We start from the raw sequence: 18,746 nt of genomic DNA, 5'->3' as shown, positions 1-18,746 counted from the left end.
ACTTAGATCTTTAGGTTATTAGATTAATCTTTTAAAAAAATCTGACATCTGAGAAGTCTGACAATCTAACAATTAAAATTCAATGAATACATTACAAGCTATTGTTCTTGCCATAATTGAAGGAATTACAGAATTTTTACCTGTTTCTTCAACTGGCCACATGATTATTGCCTCTTCTTTTTTTGGAATTGCTCACGAAGATTTTACCAAACTTTTTACAATTGTTATTCAGCTTGGAGCTATACTTTCTGTAGTAGTTTTATATTTCAAACGTTTCTTTCAGACACTTGATTTTTATTTTAAACTTTTAGTTGCGTTTATTCCTGCCGTTGTTTTAGGATTATTATTAAGTGATTTTATCGACGGATTATTAGAAAACCCAATTACGGTTGCCGTTTCACTTTTGATAGGAGGAATCATCTTACTGAAAGTCGACGACTGGTTCAACAATCCAAATACTGCCGAAACATCTCAGGAAATAACCTATCTGCAAGCTTTTAAAATTGGAATGTTTCAATGTTTGGCAATGATTCCGGGAGTTTCACGAAGCGGAGCGAGTATTGTGGGAGGTATGTCCCAAAAACTGTCCAGAACAACAGCTGCTGAGTTTTCATTCTTTTTAGCGGTGCCCACTATGTTAGGTGCAACTGCAAAAAAATGTTACGATTACTACAAAGCCGGATTCGAATTATCTCATGATCAAATCAATTTATTAGTTATTGGTAATGTTGTCGCATTTATTGTAGCACTTTTGGCTATTAAAACTTTCATTGGATTTTTGACTAAAAATGGCTTTAAAGTTTTTGGTTATTACCGCATCATCGCAGGAATCACTTTACTATTGATTCACTTTTTATTTCATCCTCTTACCATACTATAATGACGCCTGAAGATTATTTAAACGGACAAATTTTATTGATAGACAAACCTTTAAAATGGAGTTCGTTTCAAGCTGTCAATAAACTAAAATACCTATTGATCAATAAAGTTGGACTTCCTAAAAAGTTCAAAATTGGTCATGCCGGAACATTAGATCCTCTGGCAACCGGATTATTATTGATTTGTACAGGAAAATTCACCAAAAGAATTACTGAATTACAAGGTCAGGCTAAAGAATATACAGGGACTTTTTATATTGGGGCCACTACTCCATCGTATGATCTGGAAACAGAAATTGACGAAACTTTTCCAACTTCACATATTGACGAAGCTTTGATTCATGAAACAGTAAAACAGTTTTTGGGCGAAATCGATCAAAAACCACCTATTTTCTCTGCGATCAAAAAAGATGGTGTTCGCTTATACGAACACGCACGTGCCGGAGAAACTGTAGAAATTGCAAGTAGAAAAACTACCATTCACGAATTTGAGATTATACGAATTGCTTTGCCGAAAATCGATTTTAGAGTCGTTTGCAGTAAAGGAACTTATATCCGTTCACTGGCTTTTGATTTTGGGAAAGCAATGAATTCAGGTTCTCATTTAACTGCTTTACGCCGAACAAAAATTGGCGATTACGATGTTACAAATGCCATCGATGTTACATTATTCGAGGAAAGTTTACAGTAAAAAAAACTTTTTATCTATCAAAATTTATCTTTTATACCCTATACTAATTATCTCGATTTTTTAAATATCTTTCACAAAATAATTTTGCTAATTCTAAGCTTTTTGAAATAAAATATTTCAGAGCAAAGACAGGCCTAAATCAATTTTATGAAATATTGTTTATTAACGATTTTTACTTTTTTCTACATCACCACGACGATTTACGCACAGGAAAGAAAATTTACTTACATTCAATTTGAAGTTAATGCTTCAATAACAGGAAATCCTGATTACGGTGACGCTCCTAAATATGAAGGCGACAAACAACCTTGGCTCATGCCAGATGGCTTGGGTTCAAAACTAGGTTACGGCATTCATTATAATCAATGGGTAACTCTGGGGATTCATAGTGGCCTTGACTGGAAATGGAATGAAAAGTTAGTAGCTGTTCCGGTTTATCTTAATTTTGGATTAAGCCCTAAAATTGCAGAAAGCACCAGAATTACCATGCAAGTAGGTTACGGGAAAAGTTTTGCTCTGGGCCGGGGTGATCTGAGCGGCACATACAAAAAAGCCAGAATTGGCCTTACAGGAGATGATAAAACATTATTTATAGAACTAGCCGATTTTGGTTACCCTCTTTATGACTATAAAACTGTAGGCAGTTTCAGTTTTGGTATTTCTGTAATTAGCTTTTAAGATTCCCTGAGCGGTTTTTAAAGAGCAACTATTCAAGTCTGATAATAAAAAAAGCACATTACAATTAAACAATAGTAATGTGCCAACTTCTAAAATAAAGTAGTTTTATTGCATAACGTGTCTTTTTTTTTCGGAGCAGTTAATAATGAGATACATTTTTCCCTCCAAACAACAAACCTGAAATAAAATCATAAAACCTTTCGAATAACTTTTTCATAATAGTGTGTTTTAAATTGTTAGACATTCAATAAACACCAATAAAAAGAGCAAATCGGAAAGTAAATAATAGAAGTGGGATTATATTACTAAGTTACAAAAATATTTAAGGTAAAAAAAATATTCAATACATTTTTAGAACATACCATATTTACAACCAACACATTACCACAAAACAAACAGATCGTATTATTTTTTTATTACAAAAACTATAATCGACCGTATTGAATGTTTTCGACTATTTCCGTGAGTTCTTCCTGAACTGATATTCCTTTATCTGCTAAATACCACAATTGCAAATCAGTTTTGATTTTTTCATCAAGTACACCAAATTCTTTTTTATAATTTGCGATTAATTCAGATGCTCCTCTTGGTCTTGGTCCCCAATCTGCACGAACAATCCCGGCCTCTTTACAAATAATTATCACCTTAGGGATTGCTCTTGCACCGTTTGTTAGATATTCATTCATTAACCCTTCATTTTCATCTCGCAGTACAATTCGAAGATCTATTTTTTTATGCGATGCCAAAGCCATTTTATTAATAACCGGAAGGATCTGAGCCGCATCTCCGCACCAGCCTTCAGAAATTACAAGCCAAATATATTTGTGCTCCAGTTTTTCTATTCTCGAAATAATAGCATCGGTAATTTTTACCGTTTTGTCCAGCCTATTCATTCTGGCGTCATTTAACTTACTATAATTGGTTAAACTTTCAGATTGTTCGTTCCCGGTTGATTTTCCATCCAATAATAAATCAGCTACTAATTTTCGATATTCCGGATACGTATGACTCCTAAATAATGCTTTGGCGATACTACTTTTCATATTTGTTTGATTTTTGAATTGCATAAAAATACGAATTTCAAGGAGACTCAAAGAATGACTTTTATCACATTCAAAAAATCCTTTAAAAAATCACTATAAATTTATAACTAAAAGAACAATTAATTTTTTGAAAACATTATTTTTAAAAATCAGAATATGTCTATATTTGCACAAATTAACGCAACAACACATGAAATATAAAAGAATTCTTCTTAAACTGAGTGGAGAAGCCTTGATGGGTGATTTACAATACGGAATTGACCCTAAAAGATTAGCCGAATATGCTGAAGAAATTAAGCAAATTCACAGCAAAGGAGTCGAAATTGCTATTGTTATTGGAGGAGGAAATATTTTTAGAGGCGTTGCTGGTGCAAGTGCCGGTATGGATAGAGTACAAGGTGATTATATGGGAATGCTTGCTACGGTTATAAACGGAATGGCATTGCAAGGGGCTCTTGAAGAAAACGGAATGAAAACCCGTTTGCAGACTGCCTTAAAAATGGAATCTATTGCAGAGCCTTATATTAAAAGAAGAGCAGATCGTCATCTTGAGAAAGGAAGAATTGTAATTTTTGGTGCAGGAACAGGAAATCCATATTTTACAACTGATACTGCTGCCGTTTTAAGAGGTATTGAGATTAATGCAGATGTAATTTTAAAAGGAACCCGCGTTGATGGTGTTTACGATTCTGATCCTGAAAAAAATGCATCAGCAGTAAAATTCGATTTTATTTCGTTTGAAGATGTCCTTAAAAAAGGATTAAACGTAATGGATACAACCGCGTTTACATTAAGTCAGGAAAACAAATTGCCAATCGTTGTTTTTGATATGAACAAAATTGGAAATTTATTGAAAATTTGTGAAGGCGATAACATAGGAACCGTAGTTAATATATAGTCATCAGTAACTGTTTACTGTCGCAATTGCCGACATGAAATGAAAACTGAGAATGAAAACTGAAAACTTAAAGATAATGACTGAAGAAATAGAATTTATATTAGATAGTACTGAAGAATCAATGAATGGTTCGATTGCGCATTTAGAGAAAGAATTTCTTAACATTCGTGCAGGAAAAGCTTCTCCGGCAATGCTGGGAAGTGTTTTTGTAGATTATTACGGATCAGCAACACCGCTTTCGCAAGTAGCAAAAATAAGTGTTCCGGATGCCAGAACAATTACTTTGCAGCCTTTCGAGAAAAACATGCTGCAAACTATCGAAAAAGCAATTATGGTGGCTAATATTGGTTTTAACCCAATGAATAATGGTGACCTAATTATCATCAGCGTTCCGCCTTTGACAGAGGAGCGTCGTAGAGATTTAGCAAAACAAGCAAAAACAGAGGCCGAAGATGCAAAAATTGGTGTGCGTAATGTACGTAAAGATGCTAATTCAGACATTAAAAAATTAGAAAAAGAGGGAACTTCTGAAGACATTTGTAAATCTGCAGAAGAGCAGGTACAGACCCTAACGAATACTTATATCAAAAAAATAGATGAATTATTGGCAACAAAAGAAGCCGAAATCATGAAAGTGTAATCGTTCGAACACAAAACAAAATCCGTTTAGTTAAATTATTACTAAGCGGATTTTTTTATTCCTATTTTTGCATACCAAAATCATATTCTTTTCGTTTTCGAAACTATAACATTCTGTATGAAGCTATTTTGTTTATTGTCTTTGTTTTTCACGCTATCTATTCAAGCGCAATTTCAAATAAACGGAATTGTAACTGATTCCAACAATAAACCGCTTCCTTTTGCTACGATCACAACATCAGACAACATCAATACAATTACAGATGTCGACGGAAAATTTATTTTTAAACCTTCTGCTAACGCAAGTAGTTTTTCTGTATCTTATATTGGTTTTCAAACAAAAAATATTGCCATTACCAACAAAAGGTATTATTCGATTCTGCTTTCTCAAAAAACAGATGATCTAAAAGAAGTCGTTATTTCTAATGAAAATCCTGCCTTAACGATTATAAAAAAAGTAATCGAAAATAAAAACAAAAACAATCCACAAAAAAGGCTCAGCAGTTTTGAATACAAAAGCTACAACAAACTTATCGTAACGGCTAATCCGGATTCTATCGATGGCAGAATTGATTCTACAGCAGCTTATAAAGATTTCGATAAAAAACGTGTTAATGTAGACTCTTCAGATTATAAATTTAAAGAGATCATTATCAAGCAGCATTTGTTTCAAACCGAAAAAGTATCCCAATATCAGTTTGGAAACAACAAGCTTAAGGAAACCATCCTGGGAACAAAAATGGCCGGATTCAAAAATCCCATCTATGAGGTTATTGCTTTCAATCTGCAGTCAATATCTATTTATGATAATAAATACGAACTGTTTGAAACCAAATATGAAAATCCCATTTCGAACGGTGCCCCAACAAATTACAACTATAAAATACTTGACACTGTAAACATAAAAGGCCGCGAAACTTATATGATTTACTTTAAAAACAAGCAAAAAAGGAAATCATCCGGCTTAGAAGGTGTCTTATATATAGATCAGGAAAATTTTGCTGTAGCGAAAGCCGTAATGCGCATAAAAGGGGTTCTGGACATTAGCGGAATTCACGAATTTGAATATGTACCAAGCGAAAAAGTATGGTTTCAGAGCAATACGACATTCAAAATTGTAAAAGGAAAGAATGACGATGATATTAAAATTCTGGGCGGAACAATTCAGTTTGATGGTGATGTCGAAGACAATTTTGAGCCTAGAAAAAAATCAGCATCAGATTTTACCTATCTGCTATCAGAAAGTAATAATTTCGACATTCACTACAACACAAATACACCTATAAAGAATCCGGCACTTTATATGGAAATTAAGGACGATGCCAATAAAAAACCGGAAGAATTCTGGAATCAATACCGAAAAGAAAGCCTGGACTTAAAAAGCCAGAAAACATATCAATTGATCGATAGTCTTTCGATGAAGAAAAGAATCGAAAGCCGTTTAGGATTTGGACGAAAAATAATCAATGGTTATATCCCGATTGGCCCTATTGATCTTGATCTGAAAAAAATTGTAAGTTACAATAACTACGAAGGTTTTAGACTGGGACTTGGCGGCATCACAAATGATCGTTTTTCTAAAAATTTCAGAATCGAAGGATATTCTGCTTACGGAACAAAAGATGGCGAAGTCAAATACAGTTTAGGAACGGGAGTTTTACTGGATAAAAGCAGCAATACCTGGGTAAACGGATATTACACAGATGATGTCAGGGAAATTGCAAGTACTGTTTTTGCAGTTGATAAACGTGTTTTCAAAATTTATGATCCGCGCCCAATCAACATTAGTACTTTTTATAAATATGTCGCATGGAAAGCAAATGTTCAGTCTAAAATTATTCCAAAAACCGAAGCTGTTTTCGAATTAGCCAGAACTTATGTCGAACCTCAATTTGACTATCTTTTTAATTACGACGGAAAATTGTATTCTGATTACGTAATGACAACGGCAATGGTTTCGATTGTATGGGCGCCATTTAGCGATTTTATGCAAACTCCAACCGGAAGAACCGAGTCAGACAAAAGATTTCCAAGATTTACCTTTCAGTACACACAATCCTTACCTAATGTTTTAGGAAATGATTTTACATTTGGCAAAGTGGATTTTAAAACCGAATATGAAAAGAAATACTTAAACGGTCAAAAAACAAGTTTGCTATTGCAAGGAGGATATGCAATGGGCGACGTACCACTTACCCATTTATACAACACGATGCCAAATAACCTAACAAAAGAAACCGTGGTTCAGCGTATTACTTTTGCAGGCAGAAACAGTTTTGAAACCATGTATTTTAATGAGTTTTTCTCGAGTCAATATATCTTTTTCCAGATCAAACATGGATTTGACCGAATCAGAATCCTCAAAAAAGTCCGCCCTTCATTAGTATTAGTAACCAGAATGGCCTGGGGAAATATGAAAAATCCTGAGCAGCATGTTGGACCAACTTACAAAACTCTTGACAGGGGCTTCTTTGAATCCGGAATCGAACTAAACAAAATCTACAAAGGTTTTGGTTTAGGAGGTTTCTATCGATACGGACCAAATCAGCTATTGAAATTGGAAGACAATATTGCCGTTAAGATTTCTTATGTATTAGATTTGGGACTTTAGGTTTGAAATTTCAATATTTTAAGTTTATTTAGAATCTTCAGGAGCTATTCCTGCTATACACTTGTATCTTTTCCTTTAAAGAAGCAAGTAAAAGAATACCGCTTCTATCAGGGCCAGGATATTCTTTTTCAGAATATCGGCAATCTTTGTCGATCTGCGAGTGTGATCTCTCCCTCCGGTCGAGATGACAAAAAACACGAATAACACAACAGAAGAAATCCGCGTAAATCCGTGCTTTCGTATTAGCAAATCCGTATCATCCGCGTGCCATCTCGCAATCCAAATGACAATATTTAATATCAAACAACCTTGTCAAAGTTTTGAACTTTGACAAGGTTTCTACAATATCACGTTATACCAGCAAAAAACCGCAACAAAAAAAATCCCAAACCCCAATCATAAAATTGGAATTTGGAATTTTAAAATATTGTAATTTAAAACCTTTATGGTTTCAAAATCAAAACCGAAGGTGTATTATTCAACCATGTACTTTGAGATTCTATTAGTTTTTTCCAACTGTCTAAACTAATAATCATCAAATTCTGATTTTCCAAAAACTCTTTCTTAATTGTTCTGTCGTGCATAATCATGATATGATTGGGTGCAATTTGCTCGATCGAACGAATCGTTTCCTGAATATCCCTGGTGTTTTTTACTTCGCCACTTGCATCCAGAACCGTAATCTGAGAACCATTATTATTGATTAGTTTTTTAGCATATTCAATAAGAAAAGAATCTTCTTTACTAAAAATCGGCATAAAAACCTGATTCACTTCTTCTAAATCCTTATCGATAAAAATACCAACCGGCATTTTGCTTTTTGCAATGATATGACGTGTTCTTTCATCAAAAGGAGAATTCTCGAACAAACCTTCTTTTCCGGTAAACTTATCGATCAAACGGTCCGGATTTACGATTCGGGTTGTAAAACCAAGAATCTTTCCAAGCAACGTTCCGTCAAAAATAGATTGTCCCAGACTCACTAACAATAAATCATATTCGCCTTGGTTCGCAGTATCTATAATATCAGTATCAATATCATTTGTCACCTTAAAAACACTCACCATGTTTTGATTTAAACGCTCTGATTCTTCTATTATAGGAACTAACATTTTACGTTCATGATCTTTTATATCAAATGAATGTATCTCTGTACTTAATGACAAATGCATTGCTGTTATAATCGAATTATCACCTTGTTTCTTAACCAGACTATTAGCGATTTTCAATAATACTTTACCTTTTTCAGGAGTTGCAAACGAAAGCAAAATCTTGTATTTGCTTTTATTCCCAATTTCTTCCGGAACCGCAGGTATTTTATCCTTAAAAATAAAACCTATAAAATCTAAAGCCGGACCAGTCATAAATGTCGTCACTAAAGCCATAATTACCATCATGGTAAAAATCTCTGTAGAAAGAACTCCCAAATCATAACCAATATTCAAAACCACCAGTTCCATTAAACCACGGGTATTCATTAAAGCTCCAATCGCCAAACTATCTTTCCAGCTTTGCCCCACGAATTTCGCAGCAAAAGCACTTCCTAAGAATTTCCCTGCTACTGCAACAGCAATAATTACAGCAGTAACTTTCCATAAATAAGGATCATTTAGCAAACCTATTTGCGTACGTAAACCTGTAAACACAAAGAACAATGGTAATAGAACAATGATAGCAACATCTTCAACCTTTTCGATAAAAATATTTCTGAATTTGTTGTTTTCCGGCATAATTGCTCCTGCAAGGAAAGCGCCAAATAAAGCATGAATTCCAATTAATTCTGATGCATAAGAAGAGAACAGAAGTGTTATAAAGAAAATAGCAACTACGGGTTTATTCAGACTTTCGCGAGTTGAATTTAAATCTCCAACTCGTTTCAGGAACGGGCGAACTATTTTTAGCATGACAATTACATACAAAATAGCCAAACCTATTACATACAAAGAACTTGTAAATGAACCTGCTTTTACAATTGCAATTACCACTGCCAAAATACACCAAGCCGTAATATCATCTGCCGCAGCACAAGTTATGGCAATGGTTCCCAGTTTTGTTTTTTGCATGCCCCGCTCCTGCACGATTCTCGCTAACACCGGAAATGCAGTAATACTCATGGCAATCCCCATAAACAAACCAAACGATGCAAACTCAACTCCAACCGGAGCAAAAGTATGATAGATGAAATAAGCTAATGACAGACCCAGGGCAAAAGGGATTACAATACTTGCGTGACTTATAACTACAGCATCGTGTGCTTTGTTTTTTAATACTTTCAAATCCAATTCCATTCCAATCACGAACATGAAAAGGATTAAACCAATTTGGCTTAAGAATTGTAAATTCCCTAAAGATTCTTTTGGAAACAATGCCGCTGAAAATTCCGGAAAATACATTCCAACTAAAGAGGGCCCTAAAACAATACCTGCAATCATTTCTCCAATTACAGATGGCTGTCCTATTTTTCTAAAAACCCATCCAAACAAACGCGCTACCAAAATAATAGTCACAATTTGCGCCAATAAAATAGCCAGAGGATGCTGCAGATTCTCTACCATCGAATTTAAAAAATCATTCCAATGATTGCCTACTATTTTTTTCTGAACGATTCCTCGCCCCACTTCAAGTGCAGCACCTTTTGAGATTACCCAATATATCAAAGCGGTAAAACCACCAATAACAGTAACGTAAAATAAGGAGTTTTTAATGTTATTCATAACTCGTTTTTTTGATTTTAATGGTGCAAATATCAGAAGTGAGAATTAAGTGAAAAAGAAATTTTAAATCTAATTTTCAATGTATGTAACAAGTAGGAAAAACTTTGTAATAAGTTATAATAATTGGCAATAAACTACTGTCATTCTGAGTAAAATCAAAGGTTTTTATCGCAAAAAGGGCTTCGACTCCGCTCAGCCTGACATCAATGTTCTCAAAATATCGTTTAAAAAAAACAATTTACAATTTCACCTTCTTCAAAAAGTCAGAACGATAGGTTTCGCTTAGAATTAAGGTAGTATTCTTGTCATTTTTCTCTACATGATGCAAGACAATTTCGTTATGATTAAAAAACTTGATGGCTTTTACTGCTACAATTTCTTTTTTGTTTACACGACAGAAATCAGCATCAGGCAATTCGCTTAAAAGAGTATCGAATTTCACATTTTTTAAATTCAGAAAACTTCCATCGGCCAAAAGAACCGTTTTATCACGACTATCACTAACTGCAGTTTTGATATACTGAATCTGATTAAAATACAATAACGTCTTTCCCTTATCTGTATTTAACTGAATGAACTTTTTTGTCGCATCCGGTTTATGAAAACGTTCGAAAGCTTTTGAGATCGCTTTTTGCAGACGTTCCAGTTTTACCGGTTTTGTAATATAATCTACCGCATCAATATTAAAAGCATCGGCAGCATATTCTTTATAGGCCGTACAAAAAATCACCAATTTATTGTCCAGCATTTCTGCCAGATGCAAACCATCAATTCCGGGCATTTCGATATCTGATATTAGCAAATCAAAATCGAGATTGGGAATATCAGCAAGGAGTTTTTCAGGATTATTAAACGTTTTTACGATTTCTACTTCAGGAATTTGTTCGCAAAGCATTTTCAGGTACGTTAATCCCGGCAACTCATCGTCCAGCAGCAAGCATTTCAGTTTTGTATTCAAGTAAATCTATTTTAAGATGAGCAATATAAACGTCATTTTCTACAAACTTATCGAGTTTGAAGTTATTTTTATAAATAATACGCAATCGGTGCTCCAGTGTTGTATGACCAAAACCGCCGCGTTCTTTTTTCAATACTTTTTTATCTGATATCTTATTTGAAACTGTCATAAAAAAAGCATTGTCCCTAAACTCAAAAACAACCGAAATAAAGGCATCGGCGCTTTGCAAATCAGCATGTTTAAAAGCATTTTCGATTAAATCTATCGAAATCAAAGGCGCTAATAAAGGCTGATCGTATAGTTTATCTTCTTTATTAATATTAGTCTTGATCTTCAACTCAAAAAGAGGACTGATTTTGATTTTATTGATTTCAATCAAGTTCAGAGCAAAATCAATTTCTTCTTTTGCCGTGACAAATTTCTTTTTGCTTTCGTATAAGATATAATCCAGAACATTCGCCAGTTTATCTAATGCAAAATAGGTTTGATACGCGTGCGACTGAATCGAATTCAAAATATTCTTAAACAAATGCGGATTAAGCTTTGATTCTAACGTTTCTAACTGCAAATCGTTCACTTTGATTTCGAGTGCATAAAAACTTTTCTCAGCATTGTCTTTTGCTTTTTTGAATTGCGTTAATTGATAGATCAAAAAGCAAATGAGAACAATTAGCAATAGAAGAATCGCCAGAAATATAAAAGTGATGGTATTGTTTTCCTGCATAGTTATGTAAAGTTAAAAAGTTTTTTTTGCCCACGGGTTTTACGGATGAAACGGGTTGACGCGGGTTTTCTTTTTTATCGTATTTACTCTATTTGTATTTCATTAAATAAAAGTATCTGATGAAATTTGCTTCTTGTTTTTTTGCCACAGATTAAAAGATTAAAAAGATTTTTTCTAAGAATCAAAAAGATAATCTGTGAGAATCTGTGTAATCTGTGGCATATTTTTTCCAGTATTCAGTAAAAAAATCCGTACAAACCCGTTTAATCCGTAAAATCTGTGGTCCAATATTCTTTAATGACTAGAAACAAACTTCAACCCAATGATCGAAGCAATTAGAGTCGAAAGGAAAAATATTCTCCAGAAAGTTGCCGGTTCTTTAAAAACTAAAATCCCTACCAAAACAGTTCCTACGGCTCCAATTCCTGTCCAAACAGCATATGCGGTTCCTATTGGCAAAACTTGAGTGGCTTTATACAACAATAACATACTGATCGAAAGACAAACAAAAAAACCAGCCATCCAGTAGGTTGAAATTATGCCTGTGGTTTCCTTTGCTTTGCCTAAGCAAGATGCAAATCCAACTTCAAAAAGTCCTGCTATTACTAATAAAATCCAATTCATATTCTTTTCGCTTTTAAATTAAGTACAAATATGAGAAAAGCTAACGTAGAATTGTACAAAACAGCTAATTTTTCCTAAATATTGTAATATCATTTATGTTAACAAACAGTAAAAACCGAACTGATTATTTATGATTTAGAGCACTTTTCACTACATTTGCATCCATTTTAAAGAATTTATGAAAAACGCAGTACAAGTTGGATTTTGGGAAAAACTAGCCCGAATCATACTTAAGAACAGAATAGTAATACTAGTAATCCTATCTGCTTTAACGATTTTCCTTGGCTACCAATGGAAAAACCTTTCTATGACTTATACCGAAGCCAACTTGCTTCCTAAAGATCATATCGTAAACAGACAGTACCAACAGTTTTTGGATAAATTTGGCGAAGAAGGAAATCTAGTGGTAATTGGGTTTCAGGATCCTAAATTTTTTACGCCAAAAAACTACGCTGCCTGGAATGAATTGATGACGGGTTTAAAAAATTCTAAAGAAGTAGATTTAGTAGTTTCATTAAATGATTTAAAGAAATTAGAGAAAGATACGGTTAACGAAAAATTTATTCTGACTCCTTTTATCGATCAAAAGAAAGCACTTGATCCTGAATATTTAAAAAAGGTACAATATGATTTGTTTCACAATTTGCCTTTTTACGAAGGTTTATTGTTCAACAAGCAAAGCGGCAGCATTCGATCAGCGATTTACATCAACAAGGCACTTGTAAACACGCCGGAAAGAAAGACATTTATCCTTGAAAATCTGGTTCCGAAAATTGACAAATTCGAAAAAACAACTGGAGTTGATTTGAAAGTTTCCGGAATGCCATACATCAGAACGATCAACGCCGATAATATGAAAGGTGAAATCGGGCTCTTTATTGGTGCGGCTTTATTTACGGTTTCCCTTATTTTCTTTTTCTTTTTCCGTTCGTTCAGAGCTACTTTTATCTCGATTTGTATTTTGATCATTGGTGTAATCTGGTCTTTTGGAACACTTGGATTATTTCATTATAAAATCACGATCCTTACCGCTATTATCCCGCCATTAATTATCGTTATCGGGATTACCAATTGCATTTTCCTTATCAATAAATACCAGCAGGAAATTAAACTGCACAACAATCAGGCAAAAGCTTTGCAGCGTATTATTTCTAAAATTGGAGTTTCGACTCTGATGACGAATTTAACTACGGCAATAGGTTTTGCAACATTTATGATTACAGGCAATGATTTGCTTTTCGAATTTGGTTTGGTTACTTCAATCAATGTGATTTCAGTTTATTTATTGACGCTTTTAATTGTGCCAATTGTATACAGTTTCATGTCGATTCCTGGAGAAAGACATTTATACCATTTGAATAAAACTTACATTTCTACTTTATTGGATTTTGTTGAAAATGTGGTAAAAAACAAACGAAAAGTTATTTACACCATTTATGGTTTGCTTTTGGTTTTTAGCGTTATTGGACTTACCCAAATGAAAGTTTCGGGAAGTTTGATTGGAGAAATGCCTAAAAGCGCGTCATTTTATAAAGACATTTTATTCTACGAAAAAGAATTCAACGGTGTTATGCCCCTTGAAATAATGATTAACACCAAACATAAAAAAGGTGTTATGAAATTATCAACGATGAAAAAAATGGATGAATTGCAAAATACAATTGCAGAACTTCCTGAATTATCGAAACCGGTTTCTATCGTGAATTTGGTTAAATATTCGAAACAGGCTTTCTATAACGGAAATCCGGAATATTACCAATTGCCGACCTCACAGGAACAGACTTTTATTTTATCTTATGCTAAGAATGCAACGAAAAACAGCAAAGACAACTTAATGAAATCGTACGTAGATTCGACGGGACAATATGCGCGAATCACGACTTTCATGAAAGATATTGGAACGCAAGAAATGGCAAGAGTAGAGAAAAAATTACGCTCAAAAATTGCTGAAATTTTCCCTGCAGACCGTTACGAAGTGACTTTGACCGGAAAAGCATTGGTTTTCCAGAAAGGAACATCCTATTTGGTTGACAACTTAATAGAATCATTGATTTTCGCTATTTTAGTAATCGCAGGATTGATGTTGTATTTGTTCAGATCGTTTAAAATGGTAATGGCGTCTGTAATTACAAATGTTTTACCGCTTTGTATCACATCCGGATTAATGGGGTATTTTGGGATTCCGTTAAAACCATCGACAATTTTAGTATTTAGTATTGCGTTTGGAATTTCGGTCGATAACGCGATTCAGTTTATGGCGAAGTACAAACATGATTTAATTCAAAGCAACGGAAAGGTTAAAAAATCTGTTTTTAGCGCTTTGAGAGAAACAGGAATCAGTACTTTTTATACTTCGGTAGTTTTGATTTTAGGGTTTGCTACTTTCACACTTTCAAGTTTCAGCGGAACAATCGCTCTTGGTGGATTAATTTCATGTACATTGGCATTTGCTATGTTTGCGAATTTATTGGTTTTACCGGCTTTGGTTTTGACTTTTGAGAAGAAGAAAGCTAAGAAAGAGGATTTGGAGAATTTGGAGGGGTAGATTTTTTTTGCCACAAATTTCACTAATTAGCACGAATTAACGACTTGGACCTTTGTCAAAGTTTTGAACTTTGACAAAGGTTGACGCATAAACTTGTCATTTCGACGAAGGAGAAATCACACACGTAACTCCACAAAAATTAATTGCTTTTGTTTGCGTAATCTCTTGTGTGATTTCTCCCTTCGGTCGAAATGACAAAAATGAGATGTAATAACATCTTTTAAAAACCGGAGCCCTAGCCCCGATCGCAGCGACATCCTTTGTGTTTTTTCTTTAAAAACATAAAGATACAGCGGAGAGCGGGAAACAGCTTCTAATTTTAATAATTATCGTTTATATTTGCAGTTATTACACAACAAATAATTTAATTTCAATATTATATATAAAATGAAACACACAAAAGTTAAAGACTTATTAAACAGTACGACGACGCTTCAGGAGGTTAATGCAAAAGGATGGGTGAGAACTTTTAGAAATAATCAGTTCATCGCTCTTAATGACGGTTCTACCATTAATAATATACAATGTGTTGTTGATTTTGAAAATACACCTGATGAAACTTTAAAAAGAGTTACAACTGGAGCTGCAATATCAGTAACGGGAACTTTGATTGAAAGTAAAGGTGCGGGTCAGAAATATGAAATTCAGGTGAACAAACTTGAAATCTTAGGTGATTCTGATGCTGAGAAATTCCCAATACAGCCAAAGAACAGACCTAGTTTAGATTTCTTGCGTGAAAATGCGCATTTACGTGTTCGTACCAATATGTTTGGAGCCATTATGCGTGTGCGTTCTGTATTGTCATTTGCAGTTCACAACTATTTTCAACAAAAAGGTTTTGTGTATGTAAATACGCCAATTATTACAGGTTCTGATGCTGAAGGTGCAGGAGAAATGTTTAAAGTTACAGCTTTACCTTTTGACAACACGCCAAGAACTGAAGACGGAAAAGTAAATTATAAAGAAGATTTCTTCGAAAAAGAAACCAACTTAACGGTTTCAGGACAATTAGAAGGAGAAACTTATGCAATGGCTTTGGGGCAGATTTATACTTTTGGACCAACTTTTAGAGCAGAAAACTCTAATACTTCCCGTCACCTTGCAGAGTTTTGGATGATTGAGCCAGAAGTTGCTTTCAACGATCTGGATGATAACATGGATTTGGCTGAAGATTTTATTCAGTACGTAATCAAGTATGCTTTAGACAATTGTCAGGATGATTTGAAATTTTTAGAAGGAAGACTTTTAGATGAAGAAAAATCAAAACCTCAGGCAGAAAGAAGCGAAATGGCTTTGTTAGAGAAATTGAACTTCGTTTTGGAGAACAACTTCAAACGTGTTTCTTATACTGAAGCAATTGACATTTTGAGAGATTCAACTCCAAACAAAAAGAAAAAATTTCAATATATCATCAACGAATGGGGAGCTGATTTACAATCAGAACACGAGCGTTATTTGGTTGAAAAACACTTTAAATGTCCGGTAATCTTGTTTGATTACCCGGCAAATATTAAAGCGTTTTACATGCGTTTGAATGATAATACTGAACCAGGAAGAGAAACGGTTCGTGCAATGGATATCCTTTTCCCTGGAATTGGAGAAATCGTTGGTGGTTCTGAAAGAGAAGAGCGTTACGATGTTTTGATCGAAAAGATGAAGGCCTTAGAAATCGATGAAGAAGAATTATCATGGTATTTAGATACCAGAAGATTTGGTTCTGCAACTCACGCAGGTTTCGGACTTGGATTTGAGCGTTTGGTATTGTTTGTTACAGGAATGACAAACATTAGAGACGTAATTCCTTTCCCGAGAACTCCTGGAAATGCGGAATTCTAAAAAATAATTAAATTTGTTTCAAGTTTCAAGTTTCAGGTTGTTGATCGTTCTTCAACCTGAAACTTGAAACTTGAAACTTTTAACAAATATCAATGCTAAAGCAATTTTTAAATTTAAAATTATCCCAAAAATTATCTCCACAGCAAATTCAGCTGATGAAGTTAATTCAATTGCCTACGCAAGCTTTTGAACAACGTTTATTAGAAGAAATGAACGAAAATCCGGCTCTGGAAGCTGGAAAAGAAGACGAATACGAAGCGGATGAATTCGCAAATGAAGACTACGACGATTATGATGATGCTGAAGGCGACAGAATCGAAGCGGATGATATTAACATAGACGAATATTTAAGCGACGACGATACTCCGGACTATAAAACTCAGGTGAACAATTATAGTGAAGACGAAGAAAGAGAAACACCTTTTGCTTCGCCAATTAGTTTTCATCAGGATTTAATCAATCAGTTGAATACTTTTATTCTAAATGATGAAGAACGCGAAATCGCTGAATTCCTTGTTGGAAGTATTGATGATATGGGTTACATCAGAAGAAGCGTTGCAGATATTGTAGATGACATGGCTTTTACTCAGGGTATTTATACCGATGAAGCAATGGTCGAGAAAATGCTTCAGGTTATTCACGAACTAGAACCTTCAGGTGTTGGAGCGCGAGATTTACAGGAATGTTTATTACTACAACTAAAGCACAAAACACCAACTGAATCTATTGATTTAGCGATTGACATTATCGAAAATCAGTTTGATGCTTTTACCAAAAAACATTACGATAAACTGCTTCAAAAATATGGCGTTTCTAATGAACAGCTTAAAAAAGCAATTCACGAAATCGAAAGACTGAATCCAAAACCGGGAGGATCCTACACAGGAAACAATAAAGTAACTGAGAATGTAGTTCCTGATTTCGCAATCAGAATCGTTGACGGAGAACTTGAACTGACCTTAAACGGAAGAAATGCTCCTTCCCTGCATGTTTCTAAGGATTATCAGGAAATGATGCAAACGTATAAAGATTCTCGTGATAAATCATCTGCTCAAAAAGATGCAGTTCAATTTATCAAACAGAAACTGGATTCGGCCAAATGGTTTATTGATGCGATCAGACAACGTCAGGAAACTCTTTTTGTAACGATGAATGCCATTATGCATTATCAGGAAGAATATTTCTTAGATGGCGACGAAACCAAACTAAAACCAATGATCCTAAAAGACATTGCAGATATGGTTGGCTTGGATATTTCGACAATTTCGCGTGTTGCCAACAGTAAATATGTTGAAACTCCATACGGAACAAAACTGATTAAAGAATTTTTCTCTGAAGCAATGAAAAATGATCAGGGAGAAGATGTTTCGACTTTAGAAATCAAAAAAATCCTTAAGAATACAATTGAAGAAGAAGACAAAAAGAAACCTTTACCAGACGATCAATTAGCTGAAATTCTAAAAGAAAAAGGCTACCCGATTGCACGTAGAACAATTGCAAAATATCGTGAACAACTTGATATTCCGGTGGCAAGAATGAGAAAGAAAATATAAATTCCAAACATTTAAATTTATTTTTTTACCATTAAGAGATTAAAAAAAATTAAGCTTTACACATACAGCAAACCCGACAGGTTGAAAAAAACCTGTCGGGTTTATTTTTTACATATCATAACGGATTAAACTCCGGTCCTACAATATACATCCGAGCCAAAGTCTCTAATAATTCCGAAGGAACAAAATATATTGGAGAGCTGGACTTTAGTCCAGTTTAAACAAAGGAATATCATTTTACGCAATCGGATAGGAGCCTAGGGATTAATTCCCTAGGCGACCTTCCACACCACCCGGCATACGGATCCGTACCAAGGCGGTTCTTAATTTACGATACATTTTAAGATAGATACC

14 protein-coding genes are annotated in these 18,746 nt (G+C 34.3%); 9 read left to right on the top strand and 5 right to left on the bottom strand.

Features of this window, described 5'->3' with window-relative positions; genetic code table 11:
• The first annotated feature begins 82 nt into the window (after positions 1-82).
• The 3 genes from NJT12_RS22660 to NJT12_RS22650 all read left to right on the top strand — a co-directional run bounded on the left by NJT12_RS22660 (position 83) and on the right by NJT12_RS22650 (position 2,247).
• Positions 83-880, top strand: a complete 798-nt coding sequence (locus NJT12_RS22660; protein ID WP_271338394.1) for an undecaprenyl-diphosphate phosphatase — start codon at positions 83-85, stop codon at positions 878-880.
• Positions 880-1,569, top strand: a complete 690-nt coding sequence (gene truB / locus NJT12_RS22655) for a tRNA pseudouridine(55) synthase TruB (protein ID WP_271338393.1) — start codon at positions 880-882, stop codon at positions 1,567-1,569. The genes NJT12_RS22660 and truB overlap by 1 nt, the downstream gene beginning before the upstream one ends.
• Positions 1,570-1,716: 147 nt before the next feature.
• Complete coding sequence (locus tag NJT12_RS22650; RefSeq protein ID WP_271338392.1) at positions 1,717-2,247, top strand: hypothetical protein; 531 nt, start codon at positions 1,717-1,719, stop codon at positions 2,245-2,247.
• A gap of 425 nt (positions 2,248-2,672) precedes the next feature.
• Here NJT12_RS22650 and NJT12_RS22645 read toward each other — a convergent pair whose 3' ends face one another.
• The gene (locus tag NJT12_RS22645) at positions 2,673-3,290 is read right to left on the bottom strand and encodes a thioredoxin family protein (protein ID WP_271338391.1); all 618 of its coding nucleotides are present in this window, start codon (positions 3,288-3,290) and stop codon (positions 2,673-2,675) included.
• Between the two features lie 190 nt (positions 3,291-3,480).
• On the opposite strand from NJT12_RS22645, the gene pyrH reads away from it, so the two are divergent.
• The 3 genes from pyrH to NJT12_RS22630 all read left to right on the top strand — a co-directional run bounded on the left by pyrH (position 3,481) and on the right by NJT12_RS22630 (position 7,438).
• Complete coding sequence (gene pyrH, locus NJT12_RS22640) at positions 3,481-4,188, top strand: UMP kinase (RefSeq protein WP_072964316.1); 708 nt, start codon at positions 3,481-3,483, stop codon at positions 4,186-4,188.
• Between the two features lie 76 nt (positions 4,189-4,264).
• Positions 4,265-4,828, top strand: coding sequence for a ribosome recycling factor (gene frr / locus NJT12_RS22635; RefSeq protein ID WP_271338390.1), 564 nt, complete (start codon positions 4,265-4,267; stop codon positions 4,826-4,828).
• A 117-nt stretch (positions 4,829-4,945) separates the two neighbouring features.
• Positions 4,946-7,438 (top strand): DUF5686 family protein, encoded by a 2,493-nt coding sequence (locus tag NJT12_RS22630; protein WP_271338389.1) that lies wholly within the window; start codon positions 4,946-4,948, stop codon positions 7,436-7,438.
• A gap of 443 nt (positions 7,439-7,881) precedes the next feature.
• Here the strand turns inward: NJT12_RS22630 and NJT12_RS22625 are convergent, their stop codons facing one another.
• From NJT12_RS22625 to NJT12_RS22610, 4 genes are all read right to left on the bottom strand, one after another.
• Positions 7,882-10,152: a cation:proton antiporter gene (locus NJT12_RS22625; RefSeq protein ID WP_271338388.1), complete on the bottom strand. Its 2,271-nt coding sequence runs from the start codon at positions 10,150-10,152 to the stop codon at positions 7,882-7,884.
• Positions 10,153-10,390: 238 nt separating this feature from the next.
• The gene (locus tag NJT12_RS22620) at positions 10,391-11,110 is read right to left on the bottom strand and encodes a LytR/AlgR family response regulator transcription factor (protein WP_271338387.1); all 720 of its coding nucleotides are present in this window, start codon (positions 11,108-11,110) and stop codon (positions 10,391-10,393) included.
• Positions 11,073-11,834 (bottom strand): histidine kinase, encoded by a 762-nt coding sequence (locus NJT12_RS22615; RefSeq protein WP_271338386.1) that lies wholly within the window; start codon positions 11,832-11,834, stop codon positions 11,073-11,075. Before NJT12_RS22615 ends, NJT12_RS22620 begins: the two co-directional genes overlap by 38 nt.
• Positions 11,835-12,128: 294 nt before the next feature.
• Positions 12,129-12,458 carry a DMT family transporter gene (locus tag NJT12_RS22610; protein ID WP_271338385.1) on the bottom strand — a complete coding sequence of 110 codons (330 nt, stop codon included), beginning with the start codon at positions 12,456-12,458 and terminating at the stop codon, positions 12,129-12,131.
• A gap of 178 nt (positions 12,459-12,636) precedes the next feature.
• Between NJT12_RS22610 and NJT12_RS22605 the strand changes: the two genes are divergently transcribed.
• The 3 genes from NJT12_RS22605 (at position 12,637) to rpoN (ending at position 18,392) form a co-directional block, all read left to right on the top strand.
• A complete protein-coding gene (locus NJT12_RS22605) occupies positions 12,637-15,003 on the top strand; it encodes an efflux RND transporter permease subunit (RefSeq protein WP_271338384.1) in 2,367 nt (788 codons plus the stop codon).
• A 387-nt stretch (positions 15,004-15,390) separates the two neighbouring features.
• Complete coding sequence (gene asnS, locus NJT12_RS22600; protein WP_271338383.1) at positions 15,391-16,839, top strand: asparagine--tRNA ligase; 1,449 nt, start codon at positions 15,391-15,393, stop codon at positions 16,837-16,839.
• A gap of 92 nt (positions 16,840-16,931) precedes the next feature.
• Positions 16,932-18,392, top strand: a complete 1,461-nt coding sequence (rpoN, locus tag NJT12_RS22595; protein WP_271338382.1) for an RNA polymerase factor sigma-54 — start codon at positions 16,932-16,934, stop codon at positions 18,390-18,392.
• Positions 18,393-18,746 lie beyond the last annotated feature (354 nt).

This window comes from Flavobacterium azizsancarii, assembly GCF_027980145.1.
Taxonomy (GTDB): domain Bacteria; phylum Bacteroidota; class Bacteroidia; order Flavobacteriales; family Flavobacteriaceae; genus Flavobacterium; species Flavobacterium azizsancarii.
This window is presented reverse-complemented; position numbering and strand designations above follow the sequence as displayed.